This is a genomic window from Arthrobacter dokdonellae (assembly GCF_003268655.1).
In the GTDB taxonomy this organism is placed as follows: Bacteria; Actinomycetota; Actinomycetes; order Actinomycetales; family Micrococcaceae; genus Specibacter; species Specibacter dokdonellae.
The window spans coordinates 2,812,978-2,834,743 of the sequence record NZ_CP029642.1; the positions used below are offsets into that span (position 1 = coordinate 2,812,978).

12 protein-coding genes are annotated in these 21,766 nt (G+C 61.4%); 8 read left to right on the top strand and 4 right to left on the bottom strand.

The window, feature by feature from the left end; translation table 11 throughout:
- Positions 1-19: 19 nt before the first annotated feature.
- Positions 20-5,197 (bottom strand): DEAD/DEAH box helicase, encoded by a 5,178-nt coding sequence (locus DMB86_RS12505; RefSeq protein WP_113718097.1) that lies wholly within the window; start codon positions 5,195-5,197, stop codon positions 20-22.
- A gap of 644 nt (positions 5,198-5,841) precedes the next feature.
- Between DMB86_RS12505 and DMB86_RS12510 the strand changes: the two genes are divergently transcribed.
- The 3 genes from DMB86_RS12510 to DMB86_RS12525 all read left to right on the top strand — a co-directional run bounded on the left by DMB86_RS12510 (position 5,842) and on the right by DMB86_RS12525 (position 10,164).
- Positions 5,842-7,389 (top strand): hypothetical protein, encoded by a 1,548-nt coding sequence (locus tag DMB86_RS12510; RefSeq protein WP_113718098.1) that lies wholly within the window; start codon positions 5,842-5,844, stop codon positions 7,387-7,389.
- A gap of 1,465 nt (positions 7,390-8,854) precedes the next feature.
- A complete protein-coding gene (locus DMB86_RS12520; RefSeq protein WP_113718100.1) occupies positions 8,855-9,880 on the top strand; it encodes a DUF4192 domain-containing protein in 1,026 nt (341 codons plus the stop codon).
- 47 nt (positions 9,881-9,927) lie between these two features.
- The gene (locus DMB86_RS12525) at positions 9,928-10,164 is read left to right on the top strand and encodes a glutaredoxin family protein (RefSeq protein WP_113718101.1); all 237 of its coding nucleotides are present in this window, start codon (positions 9,928-9,930) and stop codon (positions 10,162-10,164) included.
- 73 nt (positions 10,165-10,237) lie between these two features.
- Here DMB86_RS12525 and DMB86_RS12530 read toward each other — a convergent pair whose 3' ends face one another.
- Both DMB86_RS12530 and DMB86_RS12535 read right to left on the bottom strand, forming a co-directional pair.
- Positions 10,238-13,468, bottom strand: a complete 3,231-nt coding sequence (locus DMB86_RS12530) for a DNA polymerase III subunit alpha (protein WP_113718102.1) — start codon at positions 13,466-13,468, stop codon at positions 10,238-10,240.
- A gap of 6 nt (positions 13,469-13,474) precedes the next feature.
- On the bottom strand, positions 13,475-13,660 hold the full coding sequence (locus DMB86_RS12535; RefSeq protein WP_113718103.1) for a hypothetical protein: 186 nt from the start codon (positions 13,658-13,660) through the stop codon (positions 13,475-13,477).
- Positions 13,661-14,198: 538 nt separating this feature from the next.
- Between DMB86_RS12535 and DMB86_RS12540 the strand changes: the two genes are divergently transcribed.
- The 5 genes from DMB86_RS12540 (at position 14,199) to DMB86_RS12560 (ending at position 21,043) form a co-directional block, all read left to right on the top strand.
- Positions 14,199-14,621, top strand: coding sequence for a hypothetical protein (locus DMB86_RS12540; RefSeq protein WP_113718104.1), 423 nt, complete (start codon positions 14,199-14,201; stop codon positions 14,619-14,621).
- The gene (gene mobF, locus DMB86_RS12545) at positions 14,618-18,205 is read left to right on the top strand and encodes a MobF family relaxase (RefSeq protein WP_113718105.1); all 3,588 of its coding nucleotides are present in this window, start codon (positions 14,618-14,620) and stop codon (positions 18,203-18,205) included. The genes DMB86_RS12540 and mobF overlap by 4 nt, the downstream gene beginning before the upstream one ends.
- Positions 18,206-18,232: 27 nt before the next feature.
- On the top strand, positions 18,233-18,814 hold the full coding sequence (locus DMB86_RS12550) for a hypothetical protein (protein ID WP_129545523.1): 582 nt from the start codon (positions 18,233-18,235) through the stop codon (positions 18,812-18,814).
- A gap of 288 nt (positions 18,815-19,102) precedes the next feature.
- Positions 19,103-19,669, top strand: a complete 567-nt coding sequence (locus DMB86_RS12555; RefSeq protein WP_113718107.1) for an SLATT domain-containing protein — start codon at positions 19,103-19,105, stop codon at positions 19,667-19,669.
- Complete coding sequence (locus tag DMB86_RS12560; protein WP_113718108.1) at positions 19,670-21,043, top strand: RNA-directed DNA polymerase; 1,374 nt, start codon at positions 19,670-19,672, stop codon at positions 21,041-21,043. It begins immediately after the preceding gene.
- A 175-nt stretch (positions 21,044-21,218) separates the two neighbouring features.
- Here DMB86_RS12560 and DMB86_RS12565 read toward each other — a convergent pair whose 3' ends face one another.
- A complete protein-coding gene (locus DMB86_RS12565; RefSeq protein ID WP_113718109.1) occupies positions 21,219-21,719 on the bottom strand; it encodes a single-stranded DNA-binding protein in 501 nt (166 codons plus the stop codon).
- Between the last annotated feature and the right edge of the window lie 47 nt (positions 21,720-21,766).

Here is a 21,766-nt window from a genome sequence, read left to right on the forward strand (position 1 = left end):
TCCGTCGTCGTACTTGTCACTACAGTGCTCCAAAAATGCTTGCGTGTTCATTGACGAACACTTCGATGTCTATGGTTGCGCCCCAGGTGATGACATTCCAGTTGTCGAACGTCAATGCCATTGCGTCCACAGCAGGCCGGGCCGAATCTTCCACTATTACAGCAGTACGTACTGACAAATTGGTGGTGTACACGAAGTCGACCACATTGCCGTTCAGTGTGGGACCCATGTCATCTGGAAGCATGCCGCCCCTTTCGAGCAGGTATGCCAGAAGTTCCTGAGCCCTAGAACTCACGACTGTTCCTGAGGGCAGGGCATGCTTTGCCTCGCGGGGTTCCACCGCTGGGACGGTGCTGGAAGTTGCCAGCTGCATCAACCGATCGATAATGAGCCGTCGGTCGATGATTTCATGTTGGCGCTGGTTGCCGTACGACAAAAGACAGCGGTAGCAGCCCCGCACACAGGCGCCTGTCACGTCAAGGCCTGTAGTGGGATCCACGTGGATAATTTCCAGCGCCTTGCCCGCAACGCGTGCCATGGCGTCTGGTTCACTTTGCAAACGCCGAAGCACGCCGGCACCGCCTTCGGCCGCTTCGATGAAGAGCAGCCTTCCGCGGTCCTCATTGTCTGCCAACAACTCACTGGACAACTCCGAGTCCTCCAGCTGGAAGACGGCTTCAATGCCGCGTTCGAGAGCGAACTGGATGGACGTCGCCTCGGCCGTGGTGAGCACGTCAGCCCACCGGACGACTGCAATGTTCCGGCGATCCTCCACATAGGGGGTGACCATCTGCTTCTTTTTCGACTGTTCAACGGTGGCGTCGTCGGCGTCGGAGAGGTCGGGAACGTCATCCGTCTCAGAGGTTGCCTTCTTCTCGGACAGCCACTCCCCCGTGATGAGGTCCAGCCAGAAACCATGGCGGTCCTGCTGGGCACGATTCCGCCGGCCAAGATTCGTGATCCGGACCGTGGCGCCGTCACCGTAGAGAACCTGGCCCAAGGCGTCTTCACCGTTGAGGATGGCCGCGGTTGAGTGGCCGGCCTTCTTGCCATGGGGGGCAAACCTGTAATTGGTGACCAGCTCAAAGCCCTGCCTGTTGCGTTCTTCCTCGTCGGCGCTGATCCGTTCACGGCGGCGTGTAATCACAGACTGCAATTGCATGAGGTTCGACCAGCTCCCGGCCAGTGGCTCACTGCAGGATTCACAGATGTCCAATCCGGGTGTTCGCTGGTGCAGATAGCCGCAGGCCTCACAAACCCTTGCCTCGGCCAGGACGACGTCGCCAACACCTCCGCCGTCGGAGTCCCGGGGCAGGCTGACCCGCTTGACCTGGTAGCGGGCACCCTCATGGTAGATCAGTGAATCCGGACCAAATTCGCTGATGGCCAGGAATCGGGACCGCTGCAGCCAGGTGCTGTTGTTGTCCTTGCCACGCCGCATGCCCGGAATGAAGGCGGCCAGTGGCAATCTCGGGAACGAATACCCTGGTAGGAACCCTTCGGAGGCAAGATAGCGCAAGGTGTAGAAGTCCGACTGCCCGCGCGAATCGCTGTCGTTAAGGAGGATCTCCAGTCGCTGCCCAGCCTCACGATGCCGGGCAATCGCCGCCTCTCGGTGTTTGGAGTCCGTGGAATGGTCCTGGCTGGCCCGGTGGGCCGCGTCCTGTTCGGAGATGGCACTGCGGTAGAGCTGGCGCCATCTCTCACAAGCCTGGTCGAATCCGGTCAGGGCGTCGTCAATGACCGCATCAGACCATCCTTCGGTCCACCAACGGGTGTCCAGCAGTTCACTTTCTATGCTGCGCATGAGGACCCTTGCGGACACTTTGGCTTTCGCCGCCGCATGCTGGTCACCCAGAACAGCCGTGATGTCAGGCTGCAGGGGGTATGCCTTGTCCTCAAGTTTGAGCAGACCGCTCATGGACTTTCCCAAGCCGGTGCTTGTGGCCGCCAGCGCTTCCGAGAGCCACACTGCGTGCACGTGGGAGCGGACCAAGTCCTCATTGGCAAAGTCGAGCCGGGGCGGCTGGACCTGTCCGGAGACCATCAGGTCCGAACGCTCAAAGTAGTACGAATCATGGGGGCTGCCGGTGGCACAGTACGTAAGCACCAGGGCAGGCTGCCCGGACCGGCCGGCCCGACCGCTGCGCTGGGCATAGTTGGCCGGAGTGGGAGGGACATTGCGCATCGCGACCGCATTGAGGTCGGCAATGTCAACACCAAGTTCCATGGTGGGCGAGCAGAACAACAAGGGCAGTTCCGCGCTCCGGAATTCCTGTTCACGTTTCTCGCGGTCATCAGCACGTACCTGCGCCGTGTGTTCCGCTGCCTTCAAGCCGGCAAGTTCTTGCCCGGTTTCCAGATAAAGGTCCTTGAAGAACTCAATCACCCGAGGCTTTTGGTCAGCGTGGTACGTCCTGCGAAGAAGGTCGGGGGCGCCGTACTGACCGTTTCCCTTCTTCAAAACCATGCTTGAAAGTTTGAGCCTGTAACCAGATATTTTTCCCTCGACGACTTCGGCGATAAACCCGGTTTCCAAGAGGATCGTGAAGAGCGAGGCAATGACTTCATCGACTTCCACCCTTTTGAGCTTGTTTCCCGGCGAGGCCGTTTTGGCGAGCCAACGCCCGAAGGTGCCGTAGGAAGTGATGGGAAGGGTGGTCCTGAACGCCGTCTTTTTCGTTTCTGTAGTGACCAACCCAACGCTGGCCGCGGATTCTTGCTCCGGCAGTGCCCAAATGCCTGTCAGAAACTCGCGGCTGCGGTTCTTGACCCGGTCCAGCCACTCGGCGCTCAGTTCCTCCGCGTCGATGGCCAGCACGCGCCGGAACTCATCAAGGAGAACCCGGATGATTTCTTCACGTTTGCCCGGGTCAGCGTCGCGGAGAATGTAATGCGCACCCTCCCAGCGGCGTTCTTGTTCTGCCAGGTTCTTCGCCAGCGGGTAGTCGACCACCAGCAGGCCCGTCTGTTCCAGGTTCGGCAGGGTGATGCGCCAGCCACGCTGCAGGTCACGCAGGGCACGGTAGGTAACGACCTCGTTCAATGCCCGCTTGGTTGGTTTGGGATCCAAGGGGTCCTCGGTCCGTGCGTAGTCGCTCCAAACAAGGTTCAGTGTCCTGACCATGGCATCGCCAAGTTCCATGGCTTCGACTCCGGTGCTCCCAGCCTGGGCCACGGCACGGTAGAGGGCCGAACGAAGCTGCGCCACCTGGACGAAGTCGTTCAGGTGCCCGGCCTGCAAGGACGCGTCCTGCCGGTTGTCCACAAAAGTCAAAAGCTTTCTGGCCTGCGGGCTTAGGTCGCTGGCGGCGTTAGACCTCAACAACTGCACCATTTTGGTGGCGATGACAGTCATGGCACTGCTACGGCCGTCCTGATCCAAGGTAACCACCTTGGAGAACTCCCCACTCCGGGCGGACTCGTAGGTCACCTGACAGTTGAGGCAAAAACCAAGGCTGCCGGGGACCCATGCGGCCAGTTGGCCCGAATCGTGGGTGTAGTCGTTATCCAGCGCCGCCGAACCATCAGGTTGGACACGGTACCGGGAGGGAATCCTTTTCCGCTTGGACTCAACGATGGGGTGTCCGGATTCTGCATTTGTCAGCCACGACCCCGGGATACGTCCGGCCTCCACGGCCTTCTCCGGCCACTCCTGACTCGTGGAAATGTACAGGTAGCCGTCCTGGCCGTTATCGTCCCCTCCACTTTGCTGCATCTTGAGCTCGTGGCGGGTGACGAAGCGTTGTTCACCGTCTCGCTCCGTCAAGCGGGCCATCAGGTATTCCTGCCCGCATTCCCGGCAGAATGCCAGCGGGTAGAGTCGCTTTTCATCCTCCCCCACCATCAGTTGAAAGTTGGTTTCAATAAGCCGGGCTGCTTCCGACTCCGCCGTGACATACAGCGAGCCTGCTTTGGAAATGAACTGGTGCAACCGGAATGCGAACAGGGGCCGGTTGGTTTCATTGTGCTTGGCCTTGGACCCGGCCAGCAGCGTCGCCCGGATAGCCGTGGCACAGTTTCCAACGGGTTCGCCCGTTGTCTCAGAAAGTTCTTCCGCAGCCTGGGTGACCGTTTGAGGTTTCCTGCGGACGAGCCTTCCCGATTCGGCCTCCCTAGTCAGGCCGAACGTATCCTCAATCCACGAGGCAAGAGGATCCGACTGCATCAGGGTGTAACCACCCGATAGGGTCGGGCTGCTGAACTCCGCGTCACCGCGTTCCAGCACAGCCGCCCGCAGCTCCTCGGCCAAGCGTTCATGATGAGTGGTCGCTTGGACGAGCGTTTCGGTCACGACGTGATCCGGAGTGATGTTCGCACCGAAGATCCGTGATGCCACCTTAGCCACGTCGCTTTGCTGCTGAGTGAGCGTCCCGCCGCTGGACATGGTGGCCGACGTCCCGATGCACTGGAGAGTCTGCTGGGCATTGCAGGCGTCCCGCAGCCGGCGGACCAGCATCGCCACATCAGCCCCCTGCCGGCCACGGTAGGTGTGCAACTCGTCAAGAACAAGGAACTGCAACCCCGACGCGGCGCGAATGAGGGATTGCCGCTCCTCCGGCCGGGTCAGGACATACTCCAGCATCACGTAGTTGGTCAGCAAAATGTCCGGTGGATTCTTCAGGATGTTTTCCCGGTCTTCGCCGCGCTCCTGTCCCGTATAACGGGCAAAAGTCACCGGTGAATTCCCGTCAAAGCCGTAGTCGAGGAACTTGGACAATTCCTCCATCTGGCTGTTCGCCAGTGCATTCATCGGGTAAACGATGATGGCCTTGATACCCTTTCCGGTACCTTCACGAAGGACCCGGTCCACAATCGGGATGATGTACGCAAGGGACTTTCCCGAACCGGTGCCGGTGGTCAGGACATAAGAGTCTTTCTTGGCGGCAATTTCAATGGCGTCACGTTGGTGTTTATGGAGCGTAATGGGGGCCGTGCCGCGGTCTGCAAGATCCTTCTTGGGCCTGAAGATGGCGCTGCAGTCAGGGTGCAACAGTCCCCGGCTGACGAGTTCGTCGACTCGGCCGCCTGAACTAAACGAGGGGTTCAAGGACAGCCAAGGATCCGGCCACTGCCGTCCCTTGTCGCCAAGCTCGACAACAGCTTTCTTGATTCGTTCGTCCTGGATGTCCACGAAGCCCTCGGTGAACGACCGATACCCCTCGATCAACTGGTCACGAATACCAAACGCGTCCACTTACTACCCCCGTGATGCTAACGACACTGTTGTCCACAGCAAGAATAGGCAGGTTACGCACGGAGTAGCCATTTGGCCGCGGTTTACGGATGAATATGGCCTTCCTGACATGAACGTAAACCGCCGCGAACAACGAGGCAGTTGCACCAGCCGGGCCAAGCATGTAGCGCCTCAATACAACGAAGGTCCTGCAACAACCACGAGTCGGCTTAACTATGGAGCCGTCAGCGAAGGGTGTAGTGGCCCTGATTCGGACTGTGTTGCAATATGCCTCCCAGGTCCGGCGGCCTGGACGAACTCCAGGCACATCACCCCAACGACATCATCAACGGGCCGCCCAAGGGACTTGAGGGGATCAGTGCGAGGGATCGGCGTCAGGGGAGAAACAAGCCGTCCATGATGGGCTTATGAAAGTAATTTCGGCGTTGGGAGTCCGATATGATCCAATTTGTGGGTCGCGCAGGCTGCTTCTCAATGTTGGTAGTTGCTTCGAGTAATTGGTTAAATGGAGGACGGTGAACGGGGGCGTCGATGTTATTGCCCTCCTCGACGGGCATCAAAGCCGCGCTCCAGGACTCGAGGACCCACAAGGCTCAAATCACAGCACCCCAAGACATACCATGACGCCCAATAGGAGGAATTAAGTGAGCTTAGGCCCTGAAGAACCCAGCGAGTCTGCACTTGTCGAGGTATCACCCGGTACAGCGCTCGTATTCGGTCAGGTACCGGAAGGCCTCGACCTCATCCCCTTCAGCCTTGTCTCGCCGGACGACCAAGCGGCAATTGTGGACGCGGTAGCGGCAACGAGTGGGATCCTCAACGTTGGAGGCCAAGTCGCAAATGGGCTCGCACAAGCTCACGGACTTGTCCGACTCGCGCCGGAGACTCTGAAAGCCTTGCAGGCGGGCGCCGCCCCGATCCAGAGTGGCGGTTACAACATCGGTGTGCTGGCAGCACAGAATGGCAAGTTCACTGCACAAGTCCGTTGGCTTCCCGCAACAGGTGCCAACGCAGTCGGAGTGGTTGCGAGCCTCGGCCCAGCCGTCGCTATGATGGCCATTCAAATTCAATTGAACGAAATATCCGGTCTCGTCAAGCAGAACCTAGCGCTGACAGAGACCGTCCTCAAAACGGTCAGACGTGAACAATGGGCTGAGCTCTCAGGGCTCGAGGAGGCTGTGACCGAAGCGGTAAATAGCGCCAACATTGCCGGCGGCGTTATCCCGGGGGTATGGGAAAACATCGCCGGTAAAGAAGCCGACCTTCGAAAGCAGCGCAACCTCTTCAAAGGGCACGTCAGAGATCACACCGTTGAGTTGGCGCAGCGAAAAGGCCATCAGGAGCGGCGCCAGTACATTGAAAAGAATGGCGAGGCGATCCTTCTCGACCTTTACAGCCTTCTGCTAGCGCACAAGTCCTGGTTCGAGTACCAAGCACTGCGCGCCGGAAGAGCGAGACTTCGCGCAGATGAAGACCCTCGTGAGGAGAAACTACTCCAGACGATCATTGACAACGCGCGAGGCGAATATGACCGTACCCTCAATCAAATGTCGACGCTCCTTGACACGCTCAATCGCGAACTCTGCATACTTTCTGAGCTTCCCGGGAAATGGACAATCCCCTTCACAGGAGCCCGCAGAAGCGCCGGAGACGTCGGGAGGATGGCGCAGCAGCTGCTCAGCGCGGTCGAGAAACTTTCCGGAACCGTGCGGCCTGCGCGCACACCACTCGAACAACCGAACACATGCTATGTCGACGACGCTGAGCTACTCGATCAGGACCTACGTATTCTCCGATGGCATCTGGATGAAGACGAGAACCTGGTTGCCATGGCCACCGCACGCGAACGCGGCGCAAACGGTGTCTTGATCGCAGTGAGCCAACAACGTGTCCTGATTGCTGATCAATCTGACTTCCGAAAGTACGGAATTGTGCGCCGCTCAGTACAGAACTCCCAAATTCGGTACGTACGTTTTCGAGATGATGACGCAACTGGGCGGGCAGAAATTGACCTGATCACCAGGGACGACAACATCACCTGGCGCTTCGCCAGAGGAGCCGATGCGGACAAGTCCCTGGCGGGGCTAGGAGCATTGCTCGCAGACCGTATGGACATCCCTGCGACCGAACGCGACGCGATGCACTCACAGCTACCGCCATGGACGACGGGACCCAAAGGCCTGACTAGGTAGCACTATTTCGAGTACCTCCCGGTCACCCTCCGCACGGTCCGTTTGATAGGGCTGCCACAGCACCTACAAGCAGCGCACCACCACAGACGCAGACCAAGCGGCTTACAGCCATGCCGCCACTAAGGCCCTCACACACCACTGCACCCAAGCACCGCAACATCTCGGCAGAGGTCTTAGACTATTCGGATGGACGCGGCTTGGATCGGCCTACTAGGTGTGGGTGTGGGGGCGATCGCCACAACCGGAGGCACACTCATAACGGGTTACTTCGCCGGGCGTCGGGCGGCGAAGGCCGCGCTTCTCGAAAGTCGAACCGGTGCATATAGCGCCTTCATTGCGTCGTGTGGGCTTATCGCTTTCACCGCCACGGAAGCTAGGCTGATCATCGCTACCCGCTCCGGCATCGTGGAGACGGCCAGACTTCTGACGGGGAGTCACAAACCAGTCGACCCCGAAGGAATTATTGCCTTATTTCGACACGACCTTGACCCGTTATATCAGTCTTGGTCGAACGTGTGGACGGTTGGATCTCGCGAGGCAATCACACTCGCCAATGAGGTTCTAGACCAGGTCTCCCTGCTGATCGCGAAGGGTTCAGAGCCTGGTAAGGCTCGAGGACCGCTCGGGACCACGCTTCGAGGCCATGCCTGGACGAATGAACAGCAAGCCGCCTTTCAAGCCGAATTGGAACGGCTTGCCATTCTCCGCCGGGACTTTACTACTCTGGCCCGTCAGGAGACTGGGCATGCGGTTGTCGAATTCTTTAGAGCCGGAGCTTCGCCTTTCAGCTGAGCGCCAATTTTCCGCGACATGGTCCCCGTGTCCCCAGCCGCAGCTGTCAGTCTGCTCGAACCGCCCGTCGTCGCGGCGCGACCACAGATTGGGGAGTCTGAGGCAACCCCCGCAGTCCCGTCGGCAAGCCCCCACGGGACGTCAACGGCCGACATTCCCATGATCGTGATCTAGCTTCCAGACTGCCTGCAGCAGTTGCCACCATCCTCACGGATTGCAGCGCCCCACGTCCCACTGGATCCCGCCAACCCCACAGTCCTTGTGAAACCAGTCATGTCGTTCAGCTCCGTTAGCCCCATGAACAGACATGAAAACAGATGCAGGAACCCGTGGCTCTAGCGTTTCAGCGATTCCGCCAGTCAGCCCGTACAAGCATCAGGGTCGATGGACCTGTATGAACACATGCCGAACCGCGTTGTGCCTTCTGGTACCCCATCATCGCTGGGCGGGTCCTTCACGCAACCAGGGCGCTGCGCGCCGGCCACTCCTCCAAAAATTCTTCCTCGGCGCTCCTGCGTCGCTTATTTCCTCGAAACAATTTTTGCCCCGTGCCCGGTACCCCAAGTTGCCCTCCGGCCCCTAACACCCAGCGGTGATTCCTCTTACCAGAAGGCACCAACAGAGCAGGCGGCCGCGAACAACCAACCACCGAACACACAAGAGGAGCAAGACAATGGAACCGATCAGAATCAGCAGCCCGGCCGACGCCATCAGCGACATGGGCCACAGCCTCGGCTACTGGCCCCAGGAAAGCCTCGTCTGCGTCGCCCTCGACGGCGCCGCCCTCGGCCCCACCCTCCGCGTCAACCTCCCCGGCAAGGAAGACTTCGCCGAGAGTTACGCCGAACGCGTCGCCCACTACTTCGGTATCGACCACGACGCCACCGCCGTCCTCATCGCCCTCTTCCCCCACCAGCACTGGGGCAAGGGACACACCAAGCCATTCGCCCCCATGATTCAGGGACTCAAGCGCCAGTTCTCGGCCACCGGACTGCTCGTCCACCACGTATGGATCGTCGGCCCCGAATCCTTCGCCACCTACGACGGCACCAACCCCGCCCTCTGCGGCAAGGAGACCCCGCTGACTGCCATTGAGTCCAGCATGCTCAACGCCGAACTGGTCTACCAGGGCAGCCTAATTGAACAAAATGACACACCCGCTATCCCCGAGCTGGCCGCCACCCATGCCGACCACAACGCCGTCGAAGCAGCCCTGCGGGACATGTCCATCAACCCCGCCCAGAGCCTTGGCGCGGCATACCGTCTGTGGATGGAGCTCATTGACCACGGTGGCGACCCCACCCACGAGCAGTTGGCCGAGGTCCTGGCCGGGCTGCAGCACGTCGGGCTCAGAGACCAGATCCTGGCCGACATGCCCGGCATCAACGAGCCCATGGCAGCCACACTCTTTGGCGCCACGGACGAAGCCCCGCAATGGGACAGGATCGACAGCTCCGAAAGGCTGCTGCGACAGCTGCTCACCATCGCTGCCCCAACCCATGCGGCGGCACCGTTGACGATGCTCGGGCACATCTGCTGGTGGAAGGGCCGGGGAACGGCTGCCGCGAACTACATGCACGTCGCCCTGACATTTGATCCGGACTACCACCTGGCCAGGCTGCTGGACCAGCTGCTCGGCGCCGGCGTCGTCTCCGGCTGGGCGCAACACAAGAACACCGCATACCGGAACCACCAATAGGCCGCTCAAGCGGCCCAGCACCAGAAGCAGAGAGTGAGGTGAGGGCAATGAATGTCACGGTCTACAGCAAGCCCGGCTGCCAGCAGTGCAGGTTCACCTGCCGGTCCCTGGACCATGCCGGCATCGCTTACGACGTCGTCGACCTGACAACGAACGCCGCCGCCCTCGAGTACGTCCAGGACCTCGGCTACTCCCAAGCCCCCGTGGTTGTTGTCAACGACCACGACCATTGGTCAGGATTCAACCCGACCGAGATCGAGCGGCTCAAGCTAGCGATCCATTAATCACCATAAGCTGGGGATCCAGTGCCGCATGGAAATCTCATGCGGCACTCCCCTGTGCGACCATCCCATTTGTTCATCCGACCAGTCCTGTGGCTGAAATTTGTGTGAGGTCTGTGGCGTGAGTGGCTTGGAGGGACATGCCGCGCGGGCCGGTGCGGCGGGTGGTTCCTTCGATCAGTAGCAGCCGGGTGTTGAAGAGGATGGGCGGGGCGACGTTTTCCTGGGCGTCGGCGAAGAAGGTCGCGTCGATGCAGCCGGTGCCGTCGTCGATGCTGATGAACACGACGCGTTTGCCGCCGTGCATGGGCGGGGTCTGTGTGGCGACCCTGACGCCGGCGACGCGGACGAAGGTGCCGTTGCGCAGGCCCAGGAGGTCTTTGGCCTGGGTGACGCCGAGCTGGTTCAGGAGGGGTTGGTGGGAGTCCATGAGGTGGTGGGTGACGTCCAGGGAGAGGATGTCGAGCTCGGCACGGGTGACATCGGTGGGGGTCATTTCCGGTTCGTGGGCGGTCATGTTGGCGGCGTCGATGGCCGGCAGGGGCAGGGCGAGTTGGCCGGGGATGACGTGGGCGCGTTTGCTGTGGCGGGTGGCTTGGTTCCAGGCGGCCAGGTCCCGCCGGCTCCGGTGGTGGTTTCCGGTGTAGAGGGAGTCGAGGGCACCGACCAGGGCCAGGCTCTCAATCGTGGAGACCCGGAGCCGGGCGCGTTGCTTGAGGTCGGCCAATGAATCGAAGGGTCGTTGGTTGATGATGCGTTCGATTTCCTTGGCTTGGATGCCTTTCACGTCCGCCAGGGACATGCGGATCCCCAGGCCGCCGTCGCCCGCCGGTTCCACGACGTATTCGTCCGTGGAGGTGTTGACGTCCAGGGGCAGGATGGGGATGCCGAGCCGGCGGGCTTCGGCCACCAGGAGCCGTTTGGGATACATGCCCGGGTCATGGGTCCAGAGCCCGGCCAGGAATTGGACCGGATAGTGTGTCTTCAGCCAGGCCGACTCGTAGGTGGGCACGGCAAAGGCAGCCCCGTGGGCGCGGCAAAACCCGAACGAGCCAAAACCCTTGACCACACCCCACACCCGCTCTACCGCTTCGGGGGTGTAGCCGCGTTGGCTGGATTGGGCGCGAAAGTAGGTCTCGACCGCCGGGAGTTTGTCGTCGTTGCTGAGGTGCCGTCGCAGCACGTCGGCGTAGGCGAGGCCGCACCCGGTGAAGATGTCCAGGATGCGCATGAGTTGTTCGTGGAAGACCACGATCCCGTACGTGCTCCGCAGGACCGGTTCCAGGTCGGGGTGGAGTTGGGCGACGGTTTCCCAGCCGCCGCGCCGGTTCAGGAACGGCTTGACCATGTCGGCCTGCATGGGGCCGGGCCGGAAGAGGGAAATGTCGGTGATGAGGTCGTCAAAGACGGTCGGCTGGAGCTTGCCGATGAGTTCGCGCTGCCCGGGCGATTCAATTTGAAAACACCCCAAAGTCTGGGTCGAGCGGATCAGCTCAAAGGTCGGCCCGTCATCCAACGGCACAGCCTCCAGGTCGACGGCCTGTCCCGTGGTGCGGCGGATTTCCGTGATGGCGTAGGCCATCGCGGACTGCATCCGCACGCCCAGCACATCAAGCTTGATCAACCCCATGGGGTCCATGTCGTGCTTGTCGTACTGGGACATGGGCAGGCCCATCCCGGAGGGCTGGACCGGGGTGCGGTCCAACAGCGAAGCGTTGCTGAGGATGACACCGCACGGGTGCATGGAAATGTGACGCGGGAGCCGGTCCAGGCGCTCGGTAATGTCCACCAGAAGATCCAGCTGCCGGTTGCCCTCGACCCGGCCGGCCAGATCGCGCAGTTCCGGCTTTTCATCCAACGCCTCCCGGAACTCACTCGCGGGGAACCTCCACAGGCCTTTGGCGATCCCGTCAATGTCTCCCGGCGCCATGCCCAGGGCCATGCCGGCGTCCCGGGCCGCGCCCCGGGCCCGGTACCCGGACTGCATGGACATCAAAGTCACCCGTTCCGGGCCGAAGCGCTCGAAAATGCGGTGGTAGATTTCATGCCGCCGAGCCGACTCCACATCAATGTCAACATCCGGCAGGGTTTGCCTCTCCGTGCTCAGGAACCGCTCAAACAACAGATCGTGCCGGATGGGGTCGACCTGGGAGATGCCCAGGGCATAGTTGACCAGGGATCCGGCCCCGGAACCGCGGGCGGCGGAGCGGATCCCCATCTCCCGGATCAGCCGGGTCACCTCGGCCACTGTCAGAAAGTACGAGGAGAAACCGAGCTCGGCGATGGTTCCCATCTCTGCCCGCAACCGCTCCTCCACAGTCGCCCGGGACGTGGCGCCGATTCCCGGATACCTGCTTGCCACGCCCGCCTTTGCCCGGTCCCAGAGTTCGGCCAGGGGGTCGCCGGTGATGCCGATGATGGAGGCCTCAGGCATGACGGGAACACCCCAGCCCGTATCGGTGACCGGATCAATCCGGCACGCATCCGCCAGCGCCTCGGTCTGCGCCAGCAGCGCCCTGGCCTCCCCCGCCTCGAACTGGCCCAGCACCGCAATTTCCGAGGCCAGGGCCTTCATGGTTCGTACGGGTTTGAGCCACCCCTGGGCAGTGGGCTGGACCCCCACCTTATCCAGACAGGCCAGTGCCCGGGCCGCGTCAAGGACATCCGCGGTGACCGCCCCATCGGGCTCGGCATACCGGACCATGTTGGTCAGCACTGGTGTGATTCCGGACCGGGCGGCCAGGCGGAGCATGCGAATGGCGTGCGGGTGGCTGAGCGGCTGCCCGGGCTCGGAAAGGTGCGACACCACCTCAACACGCAGCGCCTCGGCCGGCAGCACTGCTTGCCAGGCGCGCAGCAAGGGCAGGCCCTCGCGGCGTGCCCCGACCCGCCGCCCGACATCCGAGAGCGGCCCCAACAACACCGTCCCGACCGGCCCGGACCCGGTCAGCAGATGCGCGGCAATCTCCCCCGGGCTCACCCCGACCGGGGACCGGGTGTGCGCGGTCGACACCAGCCGGCACAAAGCCGCATACCCGGCCCCCTCGTTGTGCCCGTGGGCCAGGACCACAACGCGGCCCGTCACCCCGCCGTCGCGGTCCAAGGTGGCAAGCTCCACGCCGAGGATCGGATCAATCCCCGCCCGCCGGCAGGCCGCAATGTGTTTGGGAACCCCGTACAGGCCATCACGGTCGGTGATGGCCAAGGCATCGGCGCCGCCATCCCTGGCCGCGGCGGCCAGGGTGTCGGGCCAGTCCACCCCGTAGTGGGCGGAAAAGGCGGAGGCAACATGCAAGTGAATGAACATACGTGCTCAGCCAAGGATCCTGGCGAGCCGCCACCCGGAATCCTCGCGCGTCAGCTCAAACACCCGCTCCGCCGAACGGCCGTGCCGCGTGGCGGTCAGGCGCCACACCTCAGTCTCGAGAACCTGGGCACCAATGCCCTTGTTGACCCGGTCCTGTTCCGTCCACCAGGGACGGCGCGTGAAGAACCGCATCGGCAGCTCCGTCATCCGGTACTGTCCCGACCGCCACGCAAACCCCAAAGGGCTCCCCGCCGGCGTCGTCCAGACGTCCACACGTTCACCAACCACCATCGAACACACCTCTAAAGACAAACTCGTTAATAGAATACGTGTTCGACACTAGGATGCGCCACTGACATCTTCAGCCGACCCCCCCACCAAGCCAAGAAGTACTACCCCGCCACCACAGCCCTCCCGGCAAAATCGCCCCCCACCCGCAACCATCGCCTGACGCCAACCCCAAACCAGCCCCCACAGCCAATTCACCCCCCCTGCCGCCGCAACCAAAAAATCCCTCACACTTGTGGCACCTAAGCCCGTTGCCGTCACGGTCGAAAGTGACGCCTAGTCATAGGGAACCGGGGCCGGATCACCATGGATAGGTATGACTATGCGAATCTGCCCCGAATGCAACACCTCGTTCACCCCTGCCAGTCCACGGCAAGTCTTTTGCCGGCCGGCCTGCGCCCACAGCCGGCGCCAACGCAGGTACCGGCAAACCCGAAAGAGGATGACGACGACGGGCACCGGGCGGCAGGATAAGTCGACGACCGACAGCCAGGAAGCAGCGGCAGCGCTCACCGCCCTCTACGAGGCTGCGCTCCGAAAAATCCGGTCCAAAGACCAGCGCAAGCTTGCCGCCGTGACGCGATCATTTGAGAGCAGGCTTGCCGAGGCCCATGAACAGCTCAACGACAGCGCCCGGGCAGTGTCACGGGCGGCGTCGAGAGCAGACGAGATGGAAGCCACGGTGACGGGTTTGCGCAAAGACAAGTCAGAACTCGCGTTTCGTGAGCGGCAGGCGATGAGGGACCTTCAGCAAGTTGCCGCACGGTTCATTGCCCTGAACGAGGCAACCAACACGCGGCTCGATCCGAGGACGGCGGAGATCTTCACCCGCCGCGGCTGGAACACCCGGGCGGCAAGGTCATGACCGTCTCCATCGCTCGCCTGTCCACCGAGGCCGGCGTCTCCTACCTCCTCAAAACCACCAGCCATGCCGACGTCGAAACCAGGGACCTGACCGGCTACTACACGAACGCCAGCAATCCTTCGGGTCAATGGCTCGGCGCCGGCCTACCCGGCATCGGAATGGAACCCCATTCAACAGTCACCGATGCGGCGGCGAAGGCCCTCTTTGAACGCGGCGAAAACCCCAACACCGGGGGGTCCCTGGGCCATAAGCCTAGCCAGACCACGACCGTCACCGGCAGAAACGGCCAGCCCGTGCGCCGCGCTGCCGTGGCCGGCTTCGACCTGACCTTCAGCGTGCCAAAGTCCATCTCCGTCCTTTGGGCCCTCGCCAGCGACGAGGACAAGGACAGGATCATGGCAGCCCACCATGCCGCCCTTGAAGCCACCCTGGCCTGGCTGGAAACCTCCGCCATCCACACCCGGGCCGGCCACGCCGGAGTCGCCCACATCGGCGTCCAAGGCGCCGTAGCCGCAGCGTTCGACCATTGGGAATCCCGCTCCGGCGACCCCCAGCTGCACACCCACGTCGTCATCGCCAACAAGGCCCAACGGATCACCGACGGAGCCTGGACCAGCCTCGACTCACGCACACTGTACAAGGCCACCGTTGCCGCCAGCGAACACTACAACGGGCTCCTCTTCGACCAACTCGGCCGGGACCTGGGAACCGAAGCGGAAGTCCGTACGCCCTCCAGCACCATCCACAATTACAGCTTCGAACTCTCCGGCGTCGACAGCGAACTCATCCGCGAATTTTCCAGCCGGTCCCGGCTGATCGACATAGAAGCGATTCGGCTCATCAACGACTGGTCCGAAACCCACGGCCGCGAACCCAGCAACACCGTCAAACTCAAGCTGCGCCAACAAGCCACCCTGACCACCCGCACCGCCAAAAACCACGACGTCGTCCCCCTGAACCTCCGCACCCGACAATGGCGTGAACGGGCCCAAGCCAAAGGGTTCACCGCCGAGGACGTGCTGGCGGCAACCATCAACCGGTCCCACACCCACCCGCTAAGCACCTCAGACGCCGACGAAGCCTGGATCACCAGCACCGCCGGACTCGTCAAAGACATCGTGGCCAGAAGGCGGGCCACCTGGAACCGCTGGAACCTCCTCGCCGAAGCGGAACGGGTATGCCTTGAGATCCGCTGCGCCACCGCCACCGACAGGCTCAACCTCATGGAGGCCATCGCCACCTCCGCCGAGGAACAATCAGTGGCGCTCAACGAGTTCCGCTACGGCATCCCCACCACCAACTCCCCCGACCTGGTCTTCAACGGCCACAGCGTCTTTGACCTGGCCAGCGCCCACCTCTTCACCGACGTCTCCACCCTCGCGAACGAGGAAGCCATCATGAAAGCCCACACGCTCGACGCCAGCCCCCACGTCGAGCGCACCGCCGCCCATGAAGCCCTGCAGCGATTCCTCACCCGGCGCGACGAGTCACTGCAGGGTGAGCAGCGTCGAACCGCCGAGACCGTCCTGGCCAGCGGGAGGCGGCTGGACGCCGTCGTCGGCCCCGCAGGGACCGGCAAGACAACCACCATGAGCGCCGTCAAGGCCCTCTGGGAAGACCGCTTCGGGACCGGAACCGTCGTCGGACTCGCACCCGCCGCGGCCTCCGCCGACGTCCTCGGACGCGAGCTCGGCCTGGCCACCGACAACGTGAGCAAATGGCTCTACGAATCCACCGGACCCGGGGCAGCCATCCGCGCAGGACACTACGCAGACGCCGCAGCAAGGTACCAAGCAGCCTGCCAATCCCCCAGACGGGACACACAAGCCCGGAAGTCCCAGGAACGCCTCGCACAGCGCATGAGCGCCCTCACCGCCACACAATCCCGGTGGCAGTTCCGCCCCGACCAGCTCATCATCATCGATGAAGCATCCATGGTCTCCACCTACCAGCTCGCCGCCCTCCTCGACCAAGCCACCAGCGCCGGGGCGAAGGTCCTGCTGGTCGGGGACCCGGCCCAACTGGACTCCATCGACGCCGGCGGCGTGCTCGGCTGGCTGGACCGGACAGGCTGCGCAGAACGCCTCACCACGGTCTGGCGCTTCACGAACGAATGGGAGCGAGCCGCATCCCTCAAACTCCGCCAGGGCGACTTCGACGTCATCGCCGACTACGACGCCCACCACCGCATCAGCAGCGGAAGCTACGACGACATGGTCGACGACGCCTACAACCACTGGGACGACGACATCCGCTCCGGCCAGACCTCGATCCTGATCGCCCCCGACAACGACACCGTCGCCATGCTCAACGAACGCGCCCAAGCCGACCGTGTCGGCCAGGGCGCCATCGACGCCGAGGCCACCGTGAAACTCAGCGACGGACTGAACGCCGGACGCGGCGACACCATCCTGGCCCGGCGCAACGACCGCCACATCCTCGACGCCACCGGCGACTTCATCCGCAACGGCACCCTCATCACGGTGGCCAGTCCACCCAGCCTGGATGGCTCCATCGAAGGGATCCGCTGCGACAACGGCGCACGAATTCTCCTTAGCCCCAGCTACCTTGCCGAATTCGTGGAACTTGGCTACGCCACCACCGCCCACCGCTCCCAGGGCATCACCGTGGACACCGGCCACACCCTGGTCAGCGAAGGCAGGCTCACCCGCGAACTCTTCTACGTCTCCATGACCCGCGGGAAGGCCGGCAACCACGCCTACATCAGCGAACCCGACCCCCGCGACCACCACGGCGTTGACCCGTCCTCCCTGCCGGACTGGCGGCAGATCCTCGGCGCTGTGCTCTCCGTTGAAGGGGCCGAACACACTGCCCACGAAGTCCGCGACGAACAACAAAACCAAGCCAACTCCCTGTCCCGGCTGCTGGCCGAGCATGACTACCTGGCACAAATCGCCGCGTCCGACGACGCCACCCGCCTCATCAGCGCCCACTCCCCCAACCTTGTGGCCGAAATGCACGAGTCACCATCCTGGGGCGCCATGGTCGCCGCCTGGAGGCGAGCAGCCGCCACCGACCCTCCGCTTGCCGAGCGGGCCCTGATCGGCGGACTGCAGCCTACGGCAGGGGCCCGTGACATGGCCGCCGTCGTGCACTCACGCCTGCAAGCCGTGCAGCGGCAGCATTCCGCCACCACGGCCACGGGGTACGCGCCCGGAACGGTGACCACTGACCGGGAGGACCTCCGTGAACTCCTCAATGTCGTTGAACAGCGGATCGCCAAACGAATCTCGACGATCTCCGTTCGCGCCCTCGCCAACGAGGAGGACTGGGTGCGTCAGCTCCAGGCAGAAACGGGCTTACAAGCCAACGACGACAGGTGGAAAGACCTCGTGCGCGACGTAGCGGGCTACCGCGATCGCTGGGAGATCGACAACGATTCACTTCCCCTCGGGCCACCTCCCACTACGACTGACTGGCAACAAGCCGATCAACGAGCCCGGATCGAGAACCGAATCACTGCCGCAAGGAATAGTGCGCCCACCACAACCGAGTCGGCGCCCGCACTGGTTATCCCGATCGCACCACATTCAACCCTGCCCTCTGTCGGCCCCTCGCTGTAAAATCGATCCATACGCGGAGGTCTCATCATGCGAACGAATCCGATGGTCAAACCCCAGACGTCCTCCGGCTGGGCAGTCACACTCAGCGTAATCAGCTGCGTCTGCCTCATCGTTGCCGTTCGGCTCTTCACCAACCAGCCGGCCGCGTGGACCTCAGGGCTGGTCTTCATGGCCGTAACCATCCTTCCCGCCGGTGGGGCTGCAGCCATCTGGATTGTTAAGATGCGCCGAACCAAAACCTGGATTACCAACGCCATTCAACAATGGGAACACTTCGCCGCCGCCAAGAGCTGCCTTGGCGTCACTACGGAGATCACGGTTCTGGACATCCATTCGTTGGACCCAACCGGCACATGGATCACGATTCGATGGGACAAATTCGGCCATGTTCAGCGTGCCTGGATGGAAGCAATCCCGGACGAAATCTGGCGCGGTTCAGTGCTGCTGATCTCACCTGACCCTGCCCAGATCCAAGTCCACGGACCTTGGCCAGAGATCTACTACCTGATGGCGGCGAACTACCACGCCTTTGCATCAGCGGATGCGCTCCCCTATTTCAGGGATCCAAAATATCGGGTGCTGGCCAAGGGCGACGCGTTAAGGACCTAGTTCCGAGCACCACTTTGGTTGTATATAGCTGGCCAATTCAGTTTGTGGTTTAAGGTTCGCGTGCTTTCGTGCCTGGGTGGGCGGGCAACGTCTGGCGAGTGACGTGCTAGGAGGGGCTTCTGTGCGCTATATTCAAGTGACTCGGCTGTTCGCTCCGAAGTTGGGGTGTTACTGAAAGATTGCGGCTTGTCCGCTCGCCGTTGGCGAAGCTCGTTTACGGGCGTTGATTGATTGCGTCACCGTCGCATCTGCGACGAACAGCCGAGTCCTTCAACCGAGTGGGGTCTGATGATTGAACTTGACCGAATCGCCGACCGGTCCTACAAAACTTACAAAGCGCGTTTGAAAGCGGCGGAGCGTCTTCAAGCTCGCCAACGTGCTTGGAATACGAGTCTGCTTGCCTTAGCCGTTGCGACTACTATCGCATCAATCGCTCTACTGAGCGACGATCGAATGTATGGTTCTGCTGGGCCGACTGTGCTGGTGTGTGTTTCCGTTGCGGCCCTGGTGGCATCCCTTGTCGTAGCCGGACTCAACTACGGTGTCCGAAGCCGGGACATGTTCATGAACTATCGGGCGATCCAACGGCTTTCCGTAGAGGCAGAGGCGCAACAACAGCGTGGAGTTTTCGATGACGATAGCGTTCGCAAGCTTTCCGAACGCTACAACGCATTGCTGGATGACTCGGAGAACCACACCTCGGCGGACTACGGATTCTCAGACCCGACCGCTGCCGTGAGTAAATGGACCCTTCGAGCAACACGAGTTCTCACATTTCTTCCTTACATCGCGTTAGTGGTTCCCATCCTCGTCGTCTTGCCTTTTGCCGCCTGGGCATTTCGGGGAGGCCAGTAGATGACTGCTTCCGCTTCGTTTCGACGTGCAACGACAAAGATCCAGCTACATAATGTGTTCCAGACATACGTCGTCGATAACACCGTCATCGGTCGCGATGGCCAGCTAGCAAAAGCAATAGAGGGAGAGTGGGATGCAGTGGCATCCCTTCTGAGTCGGAAGATGCGAGACGGGACGTACGAATTCACGAGCTATCGCGAGATTCTAATTTCCAAGGGAGCCCAATCCCGTCCCAGAGTGGTCTCCGTCGCGACGGCCCGGGACCGAATTGCTCTGAAAGCACTTGCAGGAGTCATCGTCGAAGTTTTCCCTGAGGCAAAAACCCCTTTAGCACAGGTAAAAGTGGGCGAACTTGCCTTTGAGCTGAAAAGAACAAAATTCGACTCATTCGTCCGAATTGACGTTCAGAACTTCTACCCTTCCATCTCACACCGTGCGATTCAGTCCCGCCTCGAGCGCAAGTTGCGGCAACCTCGCCTACGTAACCTGATCACCAGAGCCATCTCGACGCCGACAGTTTCAGTGAAGTCGCCCCGCCCCAATTTTTCTAGCATCATCGGCGTCCCCCAAGGTCTTCCGATTTCGAACCTATTGGCTGAAATTGCAATGGCCGACATCGATCTGGCGCTGCGAGGAAATATTCATGCGACTTATTTTCGGTATGTCGACGACATCTTGCTTCTCTGCAACGGAGTGGACGCTAAATCACTTTTCGAGGACGTTAAGGCTAGGTGCGCGTCTATTGGGTTGACGGTACATGACCTCAAGGACGGCTCCAAATCTGAAATTGGAAGATTAACGGACTCATTCGACTACCTTGGATACAAATTCAGCCCTAGAGGAGTGACCGTTCGGCGTTCAAGCATTCACAAGCTTGAAACCACGGTCATCCGACTCTTCACTTCCTACAAGTACGAGTCAGCCAGGATGTCGTCACCAGGATGGGCAGACAAGACGGCGGAGTCGCTTCTCCGCCGTCTTGACCTAGTCATTGCTGGTTGTGTCTTTGAGAACGTCCCACGGGGCTGGATTCATTACTTCTCTCAAATGGATGACATGACCCTCCTTTGTCGTCTCGACTCATATGTATCCCGGCTAGTCGTTAGGTTTGGCCTTCCCGCCATCTTCAAGCCCAAATCATTTGTTCGCGCTTACTGGCACGTAACAAAGCCAAACACGAGCACTCGAAGGTACATACCAAACTTTGACCGGTTCACGCGTGCGGATGAAGAAAGTTTACTGTTGGCGCTGTATCCAAGCATGCAAACTGGTGTCCTCGATCGGCTAAGCACCGAAGAGCTCCACAGGAAATTTGGGTCAGAAGTTCGGAAGCTCGTTCAAATGCTCGATCGCGACACTTCGCAGACTTCCTAACGAAACGTCAAGAGCCATGGTTGCGCGACCCCCAATTTTTGGCACCGGCCAGGGCGACGTTCGGGTGCGGTTTCCGTGCTGGCAAGTATTATTCGCTCGAAGTAGATGTCAGATATTCACCGGTTGGCGAATATTGCCGAATTCTGCATACTATCCAATCGCTGCCGAGCTGCCCTCATATATGTATACCGTTGGAAGGTATCCCCCCAACTGAGGGCGCTGACATCGGGTGTGCCGGCGCGGTCCCCCATCCGTTGGCCACCCCAGGCTCCGTATGGTCCGGCCCGTGCGCTGCGACGGATGCTCCTAAGTTTGCCTTGGTTGTCCGTTGGTAGGAGGACGTGCCGAATCGCAGGTCCGGGCCGACGACTTCGGCGACGATGCGGCGGGCTTCGTGCTGGGCGCCGTCCTTCTCGTAGGACCTGAATTCGAGTTCTCCGGCGACGGTGACCGGGTCGCCCTTCTTCAGGGAGGCTGCCACGTTTTCGGCCAGCGCACGGAAGGCGGAGACGTTGTGGAAGACGGGGACGCCGTCGCGCCAGGTGCCATCGGCCGCCTGGAAGCGCCGGTTGACGGCGACGCGCAGCTTCGCATGGGCGATACCAGACTCCCCGTAGGTGAGTTCCGGATCCGCAACAAGGTTGCCGTTGATGCTGACTGGGATTCTAGTGCCCATTTTGTTTTCCTACCTTTCTTGATCCCGGTCGGTGTGTCCTGCCGGGA